This window comes from Pseudomonas sp. GW823-FHT02F05, assembly GCF_058797315.1.
Genome location: NZ_JBXAJM010000028.1, coordinates 1 through 14,626 on the forward strand (window position 1 = coordinate 1; position 14,626 = coordinate 14,626).

15 protein-coding genes are annotated in these 14,626 nt (G+C 61.7%); 7 read left to right on the plus strand and 8 right to left on the minus strand.

Annotation, left to right across the window (positions count from 1 at the left end):
• Positions 1 to 223 precede the first annotated feature (223 nt).
• The 6 genes from rluB to AC1RAC_RS25630 all read right to left on the minus strand — a co-directional run bounded on the left by rluB (position 224) and on the right by AC1RAC_RS25630 (position 5,152).
• On the minus strand, positions 224 to 1,432 hold the full coding sequence (gene rluB, locus AC1RAC_RS25605) for a 23S rRNA pseudouridine(2605) synthase RluB (RefSeq protein ID WP_014719681.1): 1,209 nt from the start codon (positions 1,430 to 1,432) through the stop codon (positions 224 to 226).
• 143 nt (positions 1,433 to 1,575) lie between these two features.
• Positions 1,576 to 1,767, minus strand: a complete 192-nt coding sequence (locus tag AC1RAC_RS25610) for a DUF1289 domain-containing protein (RefSeq protein ID WP_034128540.1) — start codon at positions 1,765 to 1,767, stop codon at positions 1,576 to 1,578.
• 126 nt (positions 1,768 to 1,893) lie between these two features.
• Positions 1,894 to 2,814, minus strand: coding sequence for an SMC-Scp complex subunit ScpB (gene scpB, locus AC1RAC_RS25615; RefSeq protein ID WP_003193794.1), 921 nt, complete (start codon positions 2,812 to 2,814; stop codon positions 1,894 to 1,896).
• 12 nt (positions 2,815 to 2,826) lie between these two features.
• Complete coding sequence (locus AC1RAC_RS25620; protein WP_014719684.1) at positions 2,827 to 3,645, minus strand: segregation and condensation protein A; 819 nt, start codon at positions 3,643 to 3,645, stop codon at positions 2,827 to 2,829.
• Positions 3,646 to 4,275: an L-threonylcarbamoyladenylate synthase gene (locus tag AC1RAC_RS25625; RefSeq protein ID WP_003193796.1), complete on the minus strand. Its 630-nt coding sequence runs from the start codon at positions 4,273 to 4,275 to the stop codon at positions 3,646 to 3,648. It lies immediately after the preceding gene.
• A gap of 13 nt (positions 4,276 to 4,288) precedes the next feature.
• Entirely contained in the window at positions 4,289 to 5,152 is an 864-nt protein-coding gene (locus tag AC1RAC_RS25630; protein ID WP_003193798.1) for a PHP domain-containing protein, read from the minus strand.
• 87 nt (positions 5,153 to 5,239) lie between these two features.
• Between AC1RAC_RS25630 and AC1RAC_RS25635 the strand changes: the two genes are divergently transcribed.
• From AC1RAC_RS25635 to AC1RAC_RS25660, 6 genes are all read left to right on the plus strand, one after another.
• Positions 5,240 to 5,827: a septation protein A gene (locus AC1RAC_RS25635; protein ID WP_054898401.1), complete on the plus strand. Its 588-nt coding sequence runs from the start codon at positions 5,240 to 5,242 to the stop codon at positions 5,825 to 5,827.
• A gap of 1 nt (position 5,828) precedes the next feature.
• The gene (locus AC1RAC_RS25640; protein ID WP_034128543.1) at positions 5,829 to 6,128 is read left to right on the plus strand and encodes a YciI family protein; all 300 of its coding nucleotides are present in this window, start codon (positions 5,829 to 5,831) and stop codon (positions 6,126 to 6,128) included.
• 100 nt (positions 6,129 to 6,228) lie between these two features.
• Positions 6,229 to 6,906, plus strand: coding sequence for a response regulator transcription factor (locus AC1RAC_RS25645; protein WP_003193803.1), 678 nt, complete (start codon positions 6,229 to 6,231; stop codon positions 6,904 to 6,906).
• A gap of 249 nt (positions 6,907 to 7,155) precedes the next feature.
• Complete coding sequence (locus AC1RAC_RS25650; RefSeq protein ID WP_034128544.1) at positions 7,156 to 7,614, plus strand: LTXXQ domain protein; 459 nt, start codon at positions 7,156 to 7,158, stop codon at positions 7,612 to 7,614.
• Positions 7,615 to 7,678: 64 nt separating this feature from the next.
• Complete coding sequence (locus tag AC1RAC_RS25655; RefSeq protein WP_054898400.1) at positions 7,679 to 9,025, plus strand: sensor histidine kinase; 1,347 nt, start codon at positions 7,679 to 7,681, stop codon at positions 9,023 to 9,025.
• A 37-nt stretch (positions 9,026 to 9,062) separates the two neighbouring features.
• Positions 9,063 to 10,412, plus strand: coding sequence for a CoA transferase (locus tag AC1RAC_RS25660; RefSeq protein ID WP_492617089.1), 1,350 nt, complete (start codon positions 9,063 to 9,065; stop codon positions 10,410 to 10,412).
• Between the two features lie 104 nt (positions 10,413 to 10,516).
• Here AC1RAC_RS25660 and AC1RAC_RS25665 read toward each other — a convergent pair whose 3' ends face one another.
• Entirely contained in the window at positions 10,517 to 11,368 is an 852-nt protein-coding gene (locus AC1RAC_RS25665; protein WP_492617090.1) for a DNA-3-methyladenine glycosylase family protein, read from the minus strand.
• Positions 11,365 to 12,792, minus strand: a complete 1,428-nt coding sequence (gene arcD, locus AC1RAC_RS25670) for an arginine-ornithine antiporter (protein WP_492617091.1) — start codon at positions 12,790 to 12,792, stop codon at positions 11,365 to 11,367. The genes AC1RAC_RS25665 and arcD (AC1RAC_RS25670) overlap by 4 nt, the downstream gene beginning before the upstream one ends.
• 397 nt (positions 12,793 to 13,189) lie before the next feature.
• On the opposite strand from arcD (AC1RAC_RS25670), the gene arcD (AC1RAC_RS25675) reads away from it, so the two are divergent.
• The gene (gene arcD / locus AC1RAC_RS25675) at positions 13,190 to 14,617 is read left to right on the plus strand and encodes an arginine-ornithine antiporter (protein ID WP_492617092.1); all 1,428 of its coding nucleotides are present in this window, start codon (positions 13,190 to 13,192) and stop codon (positions 14,615 to 14,617) included.
• The last annotated feature ends 9 nt before the right edge of the window (positions 14,618 to 14,626 follow it).

Sequence of the window (14,626 nt, forward strand, 5' to 3'; positions counted from 1 at the left end):
TCCCGCTGGACTGCGTAGCAGTCCCATTTTTGGGGCCGCTTCGCGCCCCAGCGGGAGCAAGCTCCCTCGCCACAGTTGCCGATTCTGTCTTAACTGACTGGCATTAGGGCTTGCCCACCGCTATCACAGGCAAGCCAGCTGCCACAGTTGATTGCATTTCGAATGTAGATCGCAAAAAAAACGCCAACCCTAGGGTTGGCGTTTTCGTGCAGCGCTTAGCGCATCACTGCGGCTTCTTGCGGCCAAAACCAGGACGCTGGCCGGAACCGGCCGGGGCGCCACGGCGCTTGCCCGAAGGCTCGTCCGCGACCAGTTTCGGGCCAGGGCGCTTGTTCGCCGCTGGCTTGGCTGGACGCTTGGTGCTGGCGTTGTCGGCCGGGCGATCCGCTTCACCACGGTTGCTGCGACCACCCGCCGGAGCAGGACGCGGCGTACGTGGCGCACGCTCGCCTTCCTGACGCGATGGCGTGGTGGGGCGGCGTTCGCCTTCAATGTGCGGCTGACGCGAGATACGACCGCCGGTGGCCGGTGCATCCAGCGCAGGGCGCAGGGTGCGAGCAACACGTTCGGTACGTGGCACTGGGCGCGACGATTTACGCTGCATACGCTCAAGCTTGTCTTTGCTCTTGGCGTTCATCTGCGGCATGGCAACCGGCGTCAGGCCCACTTCGGCGCTGAGGATATCGACTTCGTACTGGCTCATTTCGCGCCAGCGGCCCATCGGCAGGTCGGAGTTCAGGAACACCGGACCAAAACGCACGCGCTTGAGGCGGCTGACCACCAGGCCCTGGGACTCCCACAGGCGACGCACTTCACGGTTACGGCCTTCCATCACCACGCAGTGGTACCAGTGGTTGAAACCTTCGCCACCCGGCGCCTGCTTGATGTCGGTGAACTTGGCCGGGCCGTCTTCGAGCACCACGCCCGCCTTGAGGCGTTCGATCATCTCGTCATCGACTTCACCACGTACACGCACGGCGTATTCACGGTCCATCTCGTAGGACGGGTGCATCAGGCGGTTGGCCAACTCACCGTCAGTGGTGAACATCAGCAAGCCGGTGGTGTTGATGTCCAGGCGACCGATGTTGATCCAGCGGCCTTCTTTAGGCTTGGGCATCTTGTCGAACACGGTCGGACGGCCTTCCGGGTCGTCACGGGTGCAGATCTCGCCGTCGGGCTTGTTGTACATGATCACGCGGCGCACCGATTCGGCGGCCTCTTCACGCTTGATGACCTTGCCATCAATGGTGATTGCATCGTGCAGGTCGACGCGCTGGCCGAGGGTTGCCTCGACGCCGTTGACCTTGATGCGCTTCTGGGTGATCCAGGCTTCGACGTCGCGGCGCGAGCCCACGCCGATACGCGCCAGCACTTTTTGCAGCTTTTCGCCTGCTGGGCCGATTTCCTGGTCTTTCTGGTCTTGGTCATTCATCGTAAGCACCTCCCGGTGGGTCGATTCAGGCGTGGCCTGAGGGTATTGAAAGCGGAGCCTTGGCCGAATAGGTCGGCAAGGGGTCGCGAATCATACGCGCATGGCGCGTGTTGCGCATCACAGACTAGTCGATAACGCCCAGCTCATTTGCTTTTCCGCCGACCGGTGGCCCCCAGGGCCAGCAATCGCAGCTCGGCTTCGGCCAGCACCGTGCGCTTGTCGGCTTTATCGAGCTTCTTCCAGGCACGGATTTCACGCTTGCTGCGGCCACAGCCGACGCAGATGTCATCGTTGAATTTGCAGATGCTGATGCACGGGTCTTTCATGGCACTCATGGTCGATCCTCTGTGGGAGCTGGCTTGCCTGCGATGGCATCACCTCCTTGCATCTGAGAGACCGAGGCGTCTGCATCGCAGGCAAGCCAGCTCCCACATGGGTTGCGCGGTGAACGTCAGAGCCGGTCAGTCTTCGAGCTGACGGCGTTCGTTCTCGATGGCCTCGGCCAGCGCCCGAGCTTCGTCTTCTTCGTCACTCAGGGGCGGCTGTTCGAGGGCGGCGACGGCGGCCAGGAGCTTTTCCCGGGCTTGGGCCACGCCAAGCACATCGTCTTCGGCTTCGACCTCAGGCTCGGATTCAACGTTCACCTGGGTTTCTGGCTCCGCCGCACCATCACGCAGCAAATCGTCGAAGTCGGTCTTGATCCCCTGCTCCATGTCGTCCAGCTCCAGCAACAACGTATGGAAACTGGTTTCGTCCTTGGGCTCCTCCGGCTCGGCGCTGGCGTCGGCCAGTTCCTGCAGGCTTTGCGGCACCGGTGCGTCGTCGAAGTCGAGCACCGGCTCGGCCTCCATTTCGCGCAGCTCGGCCAGGGGTGGCAGGTCGTCGAGGTTTTTCAGGTTGAAATGATCGAGGAACACCTTGGTGGTGGCGAACATGGCTGGTTTGCCCGGCACATCGCGGTAGCCAACAATGCGGATCCACTCACGTTCCAGCAGGGTCTTGACGATATGGCTGTTGACCGCCACACCACGCACATCTTCGATCTCGCCTCGGGTGATGGGCTGGCGATAGGCGATCAGCGCCATGGTCTCCAGCATCGCCCGGGAGTAGCGCTGCGGGCGTTCTTCCCACAAACGCCCGACCCACGGTGAAAACTTCTCACGGATCTGCAGGCGGTAACCCGACGCCACTTCACGCAGTTCAAAGGCACGGCCCTCGCAGGATTTGCGCAGGATCTCCAAGGCCTTCTTGAAGACCGGCGGCTCCGGGCGTTCGGCCTCTTCAAAGAGTTCGAACAGGCGCTCCAGAGATTGCGGTTTGCCCGAGGCCAGGAGAAAGGCCTCCAGCAAAGGGGCCAGTTCGCGGGGTTCAGTCAGATTCATCGATTCAGCTCGTTATTCGGCTCGCGCCCGCACGTGGATAGCCGCAAAAGGCTCATTCTGCACCAGCTCGACCAAGGACTCCTTCACCAGCTCAAGGATCGCCATAAAGGTCACCACCACGCCCAGTCGGCCCTCTTCGGCAGTAAACAACTCGACAAAGGGCACAAACCCACCTCCCTTGAGACGTTCCAGCACATCGCTCATGCGCTCGCGGGTGGACAGCGCTTCACGGCTGACCTGGTGGCTCTCGAACATATCGCCGCGGCGCAGTACTTCGGCCATGGACATCAGCAATTCTTCCAGACTCACGTCCGGCAGCAACTTGCGCGCGCGCGCCTCGGGAGCGTCGAGCTTGGGCACCACCACATCACGGCCCACACGGCTCAGGCCGTCGATGCCTTCGGCGGCGGCCTTGAAGCGTTCGTACTCCTGCAGGCGGCGGATCAGCTCGGCGCGCGGGTCATCCTCTTCGGCTTCCACCGTCTCCGAGCGCGGCAACAGCATGCGCGACTTGATCTCGGCGAGCATGGCGGCCATGACCAGGTACTCGGCGGCCAGTTCCAGGCGCACCGACTGCATCAGCTCGACATAGCCCATGTATTGGCGGGTAATTTCTGCCACCGGAATGTCAAGGATGTTGATGTTCTGCTTGCGGATCAGGTACAGCAGCAAGTCCAGCGGGCCTTCGAAGGCTTCAAGGAACACCTCCAGGGCGTCCGGCGGGATGTACAGGTCCAGGGGCATTTCCATGACCGCCTGGCCATACACCATGGCAAACGGCAGTTCCTGCTGGGCGCCAGCCTGGGGATCAGCGGCTTCCACGGCTGACATTCAGGCCTCGACCATGAACGGAGCCGGATCGCCACAACCCACACGCACCACTTCTGGTTCGCCATCGGCCAGGTTGATCACCGTGGAGGCCTTGTTGCCACCGTAGCCGCCGTCGATGATCAGGTCGACGTGCTTTTCCAGCAAACGGCGCATTTCGTAAGGGTCGTACAACGGCTCGGTTTCGCCGGGCAGGATCAACGACACGCTCATCAGCGGTTCGCCCAATTCGGCCAGCAGCGCCAGGGCAATCGGGTGTTCCGGCACGCGCAGGCCAATGGTGCGCTTCTTCGGGTGCAGCAACAGGCGCGGCACTTCGCGGGTGGCGTTGAGGATGAAGGTGTAGGGCCCCGGCGTGTGGGCCTTGAGCAGGCGGAAGGTGCCGGTGTCGACCTTGGCGAACAGCCCGAGCTGGGACAAGTCGCTGCAGATCAGCGCAAAGTTGTGCTTGTCGTCCAGCTGGCGCAGGCGTCTTACTCGCTCCACCGCGCCCTTGTCGCCGATCTGGCAGCCAATGGCGTAGGACGAATCAGTCGGATAGATCACCACGCCGCCGGCACGGATGATCTCCACGGCCTGTTTGATCAGGCGCGCCTGAGGGTTTTCCGGATGAATCTGGAAGAATTGGCTCACGTGCTCTACCTGTTCAGACGGTGGCAATAATGGGGTCATGCTTGAATCGCCCCCACAACAGCGGCAGATCTTCCGGGACCTGGCGATATTCGCCAATCTCGGACCAGCCGCCTGGGCCATGAAAATCACTGCCGGCACTGACCAGCAGACCAAATTCGCGGGCGAGGATCGCCAGGCTGCCGACCTGTTCGGCGGGTTGATGCCCGTTGACAACCTCGATGGCGTGGCCACCCGCTCCAATATAGTCGCTGATCAGCTTGCGGCGCTTGCTGCGGGTGAAATCGTAATGCCAGGGATGCGCCAGGCTCACCCAGGCCCCGGAGGCCCGCAGGGTCTGGACGGTGTCTTCCAGGGTTGGCCAGTGCAGCTTCACATCGCCCAACTTGCCGGCGCCCAGCCATTTGCGAAAGGCCTCGGCGCGATCCTTCACATAGCCTTCACGCACCATCCAGTCGGCAAAGTGCGGACGGGCCGGTGCGTTGCCGCTGTCGCCCAGTTCCTGCTGGATAGCACGGGCGCCATCGAGGGCACCAGGCATGCCTTTAAGGCTGAGCTTGCGGCTTATTTCTTCGGACCGCAGCCAGCGGCCATCGTGCAATTGGGCAATCGCCGCCACCAAGGGCGGGGCCTTTTGATCAAAACCGTAGCCCAGCACGTGGATGGTGGCGCCGCCCCAGGTGCAGGACAATTCCACGCCGTTGACCAGCTGCATACCCAGGGAGTGCGCGGCCTGGCGGGCTTCGTCGAGGCCTTCAAGGGTGTCATGGTCGGTCAATGCCAAAACTCGCACGCCTTTTTCAAACGCACGCGCAACCAGTACCGCGGGCGCCAGGGCGCCGTCGGAGGCCGTGCTGTGGCAGTGCAAATCAACATTCACGGGGGTGTGTAACCTCAAGTCAGCTGGCGCTATCGCAACCAAGGATGTTTGTTATTATGCCGACACATCCAGCTTCTGGCTCTTACTGTGAAACAATTCATCGACTTCATCCCGCTGTTGCTGTTTTTCATCGTTACCAAACTCGACCCCAGGGTCATCGAAATCGCCGGCCACGAGCTGTCGTTCGGGGGCATCTACAGTGCCACTGCCGTACTGATCATCAGCTCTATCGTAGTGTACGGCGCCATCTTCATCTCGCAGCGCAAGCTGGAAAAAAGCCAATGGCTCACCCTCGTCGCCTGCCTGGTGTTCGGCGGCCTGACCCTGGCCTTCCACAGCGAAACCTTCCTTAAATGGAAAGCCCCGGTGGTCAACTGGCTGTTCGCCCTGGTGTTTATCGGCAGCCACTTCATCGGTGACCGCCTGCTGATCAAGCGGATCATGGGCCATGCGCTGACCTTGCCGGAGCCGGTGTGGGGGCGCTTGAACGTGGCCTGGATCGTGTTCTTCCTGTTCTGCGGCGCCGCCAACCTGTTCGTGGCCTTCACCTTCCAGGACTACTGGGTCGACTTCAAAGTGTTTGGCAGCCTGGGCATGACCGTATTGTTTTTGATCGGCCAGGGCATCTACCTGTCACGCCACCTGCATGACACCACACCGAAAACCGAGGACTGACATGCTCTACGCCATCATTGCCACCGACGTTGCCAACTCCCTGGAAAAACGCCTGAGCGTACGCCCGGCCCACGTCGAGCGCCTCAAACAGCTGCAAGCCGAAGGCCGCATGGTACTGGCCGGCCCGCACCCGGCCGTCGACAGCAACGACCCAGGCGACGCGGGTTTCAGCGGAAGCCTGATCGTCGCCGAGTTCGCCTCCCTGGCCGACGCCCAGGCCTGGGCCAAGGCTGACCCTTATGTCGCAGCAGGCGTCTACGCCGATGTAGTGGTCAAGCCGTTCAAGCAAGTCTTGCCTTGAGCCTGGCTGCGTCGAACCTAATCGTCTCGGCGCACTCCTAATGGCTCACGGCGTCACCGGTGGGGCCTTCGCCGCCGACAATGGCTAAATTGAGTGAGTCATGAGCGAGCTGTTACTGATAGATGATGACCAGGAGCTCTGTGAGCTGCTGACCAGTTGGTTGAGCCAGGAAGGTTTCCAGGTACGCGCCTGCCATGACGGCTTGAGTGCCCGAAAAGCCCTGGCCGACAGTGCGCCGGCGGCCGTCGTACTGGATGTTATGCTGCCCGACGGCAGCGGCCTGGAGCTGCTCAAGCAATTGCGCAACGACCACCCGGAGCTGCCGGTGCTGATGCTCTCGGCCCGGGGCGAACCCCTGGACCGCATCCTCGGCCTGGAACTGGGCGCCGACGACTACCTGGCCAAGCCTTGCGACCCACGCGAGCTGACGGCGCGCCTGCGCGCCGTGTTACGCCGTAGCCACCCGGCCGCGGTATCGACCCAGCTGGAACTGGGCGATCTGTGCTTCAGCCCGGTGCGCGGCGTGGTCAGCATCGATGAACAGGAGTTCGCCCTCACCGTCTCCGAAAGCCGCCTGCTCGAAGCATTGCTGCGTCAGCCCGGCGAGCCCCTGGATAAACAGGAACTGGCGCAGATCGCCCTGGGCCGCAAGCTGACCCTGTATGACCGCAGCCTGGATATGCACGTCAGCAACCTGCGTAAAAAGATCGGCCCACACCCCGATGGCCGGCCACGGATCGTGGCGCTGCGTAGTCGTGGTTACTACTACAGCCTCTAAACATCACGCTCAACCCGTGGGAGCTGGCTTGCCTGCGATAGTGGTGGGCCAGTTAGCATGAGGGTGACTGACACACCGCTATCGCAGGCAAGCCAGCTCCCACCCGCGTTCTCATCAGCCTCGAGGGTTTTGTCAGTTCCTATCAAACCCGTCTTTACCGAAGCTTTACCCTCCCCTGACCGCCGCTGACCTTGCTCTGCGTAACCTACTCACATCCGGACTCACCGGAATAGAGACAGGAGAATCACCATGCGCAAGACCCTTATCGCTTTGATGTTCGCCACTGCCCTGCCCACCGTTGCCATGGCAATGCCGGAAGGCCCAGGCCCGATGGGTGGTCCTGAAAGCCACATGATGGGCGGCCCAGGCCACGGTGAACACGGTCCGCGTGGCAAAGGCGGCCCGTTCAGCCAGCTGGACTTGAGCAAGGAACAGCGCGAGCAGATCCGCAAGCTGATGGGTGACCAATGGCACGCCCGCAAAGACCTGGTCAAAAAGTACCTGGACAAACTGCCAGCCGCTGACCAGAAGGCGATGCAGGACGAAATCGCCGCAGGCAAGCAGAAAACCCAGACCGATATCCGTGCCGTGCTCAAGCCCGACCAGCAGAAGAAGTACGACGAAATCGTCAAGAAACAAGCCGAACGCCGCGCCGAATGGAAAGAGTTCCAGGCCTGGAAAGCCCAGCAAGCGCAAAAAGCGCAATAATGGCCTAGCTTCACCCCAGCCCAGTGGTTCGCGCCGCTGGGCTTTTCCTGTTTGAGGGTTTCCTGTGCGTTCATTGTTCTGGCGTATCCTGGCGAGTTTCTGGCTGGCCATCGCCCTGGTTGCCGGTTTGTCGATCCTGCTTGGGCACATGCTCAACCAGGATGCCTGGATTCTCAGCCGCCACCCTGGCCTCAACAACCTGGCCCAAGAGTGGACGCAGCTCTACGAAACCCAGGGCGAAGACGCCGCCCAGGAGTTGCTGCAGCAGCGCAAGCGCCAGTACCACATCGACGTGCAAGTGCTTAACGAAAGCGGCGACCCGGTGGTGCGCGGCACCTTCCCGCGCCGCGCCGCCGCGTTCGAAGCCCGCCAGAACGACAGCCAGGACGGCCACCTGCCCTGGCGCCGCCTGACCGCCGAGTACACCAGCGCCAAAACCGGCGACACCTACCTATTGATCTACCGTATTCCTCACCCGGAGCTGGACGCCTGGCACCGCAGCAGCCTGCTGTGGCCGCTCAGTGCATTGGCGATTACCCTGGTGGTGCTGACCCTGTTCAGCCTGCTGGTGACCTTGTCCATCACCCGCCCACTCAGCCGTTTGCGCGGCGCGGTGCATGATCTGGGGCAAACCACTTATCAACAGAACAGCCTGGCGCAACTGGCCAATCGGCGCGACGAGTTCGGCGTGCTGGCCAACGACTTCAACCGCATGGGCGCACGCCTGCAAAGCCTGATCGGCAGCCAGCGCCAGTTGCTGCGCGACGTGTCCCACGAACTGCGCTCGCCGTTGGCGCGCTTGCGTATCGCCCTGGCCCTGGCCGAACGCGCCAGCCCCGAAGAACGGGAAAAACTCTGGCCGCGCCTGACCCGCGAATGCGATCGACTGGAGGCCTTGATCAGCGAGATCCTGGTATTGGCGCGGGTCGACGCCGACAACGCCAGCGCCGAAGACATCGACCTCACCCCGTTGCTTAAAACGCTGCAAAAGGACGCCCAACTCAGTGCCCCCGAGCAAGTGGTTCAACTGACGACTGCCAATGACTTGCAGCTTAAAGGCTGGCCGACCATGATCGAACGCGCCGTGGACAACCTGCTGCGCAATGCCCAGCGCTTCAACCCGGTGGGCGAACCGATTGAATTGCAGGCCCAGCATCAAGGCGGGCGCATTCTGATCAGCGTACGCGACCACGGCCCCGGCGTTGAAGCCGAGCACCTGAGCCAATTGGGCGAGCCGTTCTACCGGGCGCCAGGCCAGACCGCCCAAGGCCATGGCCTGGGCCTGGCCATCGCCCGTCGCGCCGCCGAGCGCCATGGCGGTAACCTGATCCTGGCCAACCATCCCGATGGCGGCTTTATCGCCAGCATCGAACTGCCCTTGATCCCTGGGGTTGCCACACCGGTGGGATGATCTTCTATAGTGGCCCTTCTCTTACGGAGGGCCTTTGATGACAGACCTGCTGACTCCCATCCAAGCCGCACTCGCTTTACCGCACGCCCCACTGCCCCAGACCCAGGCCGGCGCCTTGCCCTCGACCTTCGCCGTGACAGACCTGGCGGCCGCCAGCATCGGCGCCGCGGGCCAGGCCGTCGCCCAGTTGATTGAGCAACAAACCGGGCGCCTGCCCAGCGACAGCGTGGATCGGCGCCTGGCCTCGTTGTGGTTCTCCTCGTCGATTCGTCCCGTGGGGTGGCAAGTGCCGCCTTTGTGGGACCCGGTAGCGGGTGATTACGCCAGCGTGGATGGCTGGATCCGTCTGCACACCAACGCGCCCCATCACCGCGCAGCGGCCGAGCGGGTATTGGGGCCTGCCGCTGATCGCGCAGCCATGGCGAGTAGAGTCGCGACCTGGAAAGCCGCCGAACTGGAACAGGCGGTTGTCGATGCGGGCGGTTGTGCGGCGCAGATGCGTAGCTGGCAAGCCTGGCAGCAGCATCCCCAAGGCTTGGCGGTAAACGCCGAAGCGTTGATCCAGCGTCAGGTCTTCGAACGCGGCACCGACAAACCCTGGCTCGGTTCCGCAGCGCGCCCACTGGCCGGCATCAAGGTGCTGGATTTGACCCGGGTGCTGGCCGGCCCGGTGGCCAGTCGTTTCCTCGCCGGCTTGGGTGCCAGCGTACTGCGCATCGACTCGCCCACCTGGAACGAACCTGGCGTCGTCCCGGAAATGACCCTGGGTAAACGCTGCGCCCGCCTGGATCTAACGAGCCACGACGACCGGCAAGTGTTCGAAGCGTTGCTCAAGGACGCCGACATCCTGTTCCACGGTTACCGCGCCGATGCCTTGGAGCAACTCGGTTATACCCTTGGCGAACGTCAGCACATCGCCCCCGGACTGATCGACGTCAGCCTCAACGCCTACGGCTGGAGCGGCCCATGGCGTAATCGGCGTGGCTTTGACAGCCTGGTGCAGATGAGCAGCGGGATTGCCGAGGCGGGCATGGCCTGGAAACAGACGGATAAACCGCTGCCGCTGCCGGTGCAGGCGCTGGATCACGCCACCGGCTATTTGATGGCCGCCAGTGCGATCCGGGCGTTGGCCGAGCGCCTGGACTCCGGACGCGGCGGTTCGGCGCGCTTGTCGTTGGCGCGTACGGCGAAGTTGCTGGTGGAGGCCGGGCAAGTGTCACAGCAAGCGGCATTGCGCGAAGAAGATATCAATGACCAAGGCCTGGTGGTGGAGCAGACAGCCTGGGGCCAGGCTCATCGGCTGCTAGCCCCGCTGAGCATCAGTGGCACGCCGTTGCAGTGGGATTTTCCGGCGGTGGAACTGGGTTCGCACCGGCCTCAGTGGTGACTAATACCCTGTAGGAGCGAGCTTGCTCGCGAAGGTCGCCAACGATAACGCGGGAAACCTGATACACAGCGGCGTTCTCAGGTTTTTCGCGAGCAAGCTCGCTCCTACAGGGTTGTCCACAAATGCTGCGCCGCATACGCCCTCAACGGCCGCCACGCGTCGGCCCGCGCCAATAACTGCCGCGCCGACACCGGCCCACCTTCCAAAGCCGCCAAAGCATTGATCAGCCCGATATCCCCCGACGCAAACGCATCCGCCTCGCGCAACTGGCGCATGGCGATGTACTGCGCGGTCCACTCTCCAATCCCCCGCAATGCCACCAACCGTGCAACCCCGTCCTGGAGGCTGGCCTTGGGTTCGAAAAGCTGTGGGTCATCCAACAGCGCCTGGGCCACACCAGACAACGTACGGCCCCGCGCCTTGGGCATGCCCAGGGTAGTCAGGTCCGCCGCAGCCAACACTTCAGGTGTCGGAAACAGGTGGGTAATACCGGCGTGCGGGGTTTGCAGGGTCTGGCCATACTGCGCCACCAGCTTGCCCGCCAGGCGAATCGCCGCCACCACGGTGATCTGCTGGCCCAGCACTGCACGAATCGCCAGTTCCAACCCGTCCCAGGTGCCTGGCAACCGTAGGCCAGGGTGGGCCGCAACCAGTTGCGCCATCAGGGGGTCTTGCGACAATTGCGCGTTGATCACCTCAGGCACCGCATCCAGATCAAACATCCTGCGCAAGCGCCGCTCGATCTCAGGCATCGCTGCAGGCTCGGGAAAGTCGACCGTCACCTCCAGCCAATCCCCCACGCCCGGTTCGAGGCTGACCCAGCCATGTCGGCCCGCCACACTGATACTGCGCCGATACACCCCGGCGTCCACGGCTTCCAACCCGGTAATCGCCCGCGCCGATAGGAACCCCAGCATCGCCGCCCAGTCGTAGGGCGGTTGATACGCCAGTCTCATAGTGACAATACCCCGCTATACAGCCCATACGCGGCTAACCCGGCGCCCGCGATCACGCCGCTGAAAATGCCTTTTTCCACGGTGGTAAACAAGGGTTGGCCCTGCTCGCGCTTGGCCAGGGCAAACAGGATCACACCCGGTGCGTACAGCAACGCCGACAGCAGCAAATACTTCAAGCCCCCCGCATACAGCAGCCAAATCGCGTAGCCGAGGGCAACCAGCCCCACCAGCAGATCTTTCATGCGCCGGCGCTGCCAGCCTGCATAGGTTTCGCCGCGCGCGCTCAACAGCACCGCATAGGCCGCCGACCACAAATAAGGCACCAGGATCATTGAGGAAGCCAGGTAGATCAGGGTGGTGTAGGTGCTGGCGGAAAACAGCGTGATCACCAGGAATGCCTGGATCATCACGTTGGTCAGCCATAAGGCATTGACCGGCACCTGATTGGCGTTTTCCTTCTTCAGGAACGCCGGCATGGTCTTGTCCTGAGCGGTGGCATAGAGGATTTCCGCGCACAGCAGCGCCCAGGAGAGCAACGCCCCGAGCAGCGAAACCGCCAGGCCGAGGCTGATCAATACCGCGCCCCAAGGCCCGACGATATGCTCCAACACACCGGCCAGGGACGGGTTCTGCAATTGCGCCAACTCCGGCTGGCTCATGATGCCCAGGGACAGCACGTTCACCAGCACCAGCAAGGCCAGCACGCCCACAAAACCAATCACCGTGGCGCGCCCCACGTCCGAGCGTTTCTGTGCTCGCGCCGAGTACACACTGGCGCCTTCGATGCCGATAAAGACAAACACCGTGACCAGCATCATGTGGCGCACCTGCTCGACCACGCTGCCCATCTGCGGGTTGCCCAGGCCCCAGATATCGCGGGTGAAGATATCCGCCTTGAATGCAACCGCAGCGATCACGATAAACATCAACAGCGGTACGATCTTCGCCACCGTCGTCACCTGGTTGATGAACGCTGCCTCTTTGATCCCGCGCATCACCAGAAAATGCACGGCCCACAGCAACAGCGACGCGCAGCCGATGGCGAGCGGTGTATTACCCTGGCCGAATGCCGGAAAAAAGTAGCCAAGGGTGCTGAACAGCAAGACGAAATAACCGACGTTACCCATCCACGCGCTGATCCAGTAACCCCAGGCGGATGAAAAGCCCATGTAATCGCCAAAACCCGCCTTGGCGTAGGCATACACCCCGGAGTCCAGTTCGGGCTTACGGTTCGCCAACGTCTGGAACACAAAGGCCAGGGTCAGCATGCCGATGGCGGTGATCGCCCAGCCGATCAAGATGGCCCCCACTTCGGCACGGGAAGCCATGTTCTGCGGCAATGAAAAGATGCCGCCGCCAATCATCGAGCCCACCACCAGGGCAATCAGGGCACTGAGCCGAAGTTTCTGGGCGGGTTGGGTCATGCAGCTTCCTCGAAATAAACGGTTGGGCGACAACTGCGCACATAAGTAATTCAGATTAATGACGTTGTCATAACATAAGGATATGTAAAGGTAGGAAGTTTAGGCTTATTTAGAATTTAAATACGTTAATTATGAAGCGATAGTCAAACAACGTACAAAAAATTTGCACATTCGCAAATACGAACTAGCGTCAACACCCATGTCCTCGACCAAATGATTAACCACAAAGCAAAGAGCGCTCTATCAAGCGCCTTTGCGGGACTTGTTCGCCCGCAAAAACCTCACCCTAAGTCGTTAATTCACAATGGAATGTGCCAATGAAGTGATCTGAGTCAGCTGTTTGATTAGCGCACGGAATTATTCTGTGGTCTCTCTTCTCCTGCATTGGAGTCATGCAATGTCTGAAACTCCCGGAAAACTTCGACTAGGCGCCCTGGTCGCACTTGTCGTCGGCTCGATGATTGGCGGCGGTATCTTTTCATTGCCACAAAACATGGCCGCCAGCGCCGATGTCGGTGCGGTGTTGATCGGCTGGGTGATTACCGCCATCGGCATGTTGACCCTCGCCTTCGTGTTCCAGACCCTCGCCAACCGCAAGCCTGACCTCGACGGCGGGGTCTACGCCTACGCCAAGGCCGGTTTCGGCGACTACATGGGTTTTTCATCTGCCTGGGGTTACTGGATCAGCGCCTGGCTGGGCAACGTCGGCTACTTCGTCTTGCTGTTCAGCACCTTGGGCTATTTCTTCCCGGTCTTTGGCGAGGGCAATACCCCGACGGCGGTGATCGCTGCGTCAGTGCTGTTGTGGGCCGTGCATTTCCTGGTGCTGCGCGGAATCAAGGAAGCGGCGTTCATTAACCTGGTAACCACCGTCGCCAAGGTGGTGCCGCTGCTGCTGTTCGTGCTCATCGCGCTGTTCGCGTTCAAGCTGGACATCTTCACCGCTGACATCTGGGGCGTGAAAAACCCGGACCTGGGCAGTGTGATGAACCAGGTGCGCAACATGATGCTGGTCACCGTGTGGGTGTTTATCGGCATCGAAGGCGCGAGCATCTTCTCGTCCCGTGCCGAGAAACGCAGTGACGTGGGCAAGGCCACCGTGATCGGCTTTATCACTGTGCTGCTGTTCCTGATGCTGGTGAACGTGCTGTCCCTGGGGATCATGACCCAGCCGGAACTGGCCAAGCTACAAAACCCGTCGATGGCCGCCGTGCTGGAGCATGTGGTGGGCCACTGGGGCGCGGTGCTGATCAGCGTGGGCTTGATCATCTCCCTGCTCGGCGCGCTGCTGTCCTGGGTGCTGCTGTGTGCGGAGATCATGTTCGCCGCCGCCAAGGACAACACCATGCCGGAGTTCCTGCGCAAGGAAAACGCCAACCATGTGCCCGTCAACGCACTGTGGCTGACCAACGCAATGGTGCAGATATTCCTGGTGATCACGCTTTTTTCCGCCAGCACCTACCTGTCACTGATCTACCTCGCCACCTCGATGATCCTGGTGCCTTACCTGTGGTCGGCGGCCTACGCCCTGCTGCTGGCGGTGCGCGGCGAGACCTACGAGAACGCCCTCAAAGAGCGCAGGAAAGACCTGTTCATCGGCGCCATCGCCCTGATCTATGCGATCTGGCTGCTGTATGCCGGCGGCACCAAATACCTGCTGCTCTCCGCCCTGCTCTACGCCCCCGGCGCGATCCTGTTCGCCAAGGCCAAGCGTGAACTGGGCAAACCGATTTTCACCCCCGTCGAGAAGCTGATTTTCGCCGCAGTGGTCATTGGCGCCCTGGTGGCGGCCTATGGGCTCTACGACGGCTTCCTGACCCTGTAATTGTTGTTC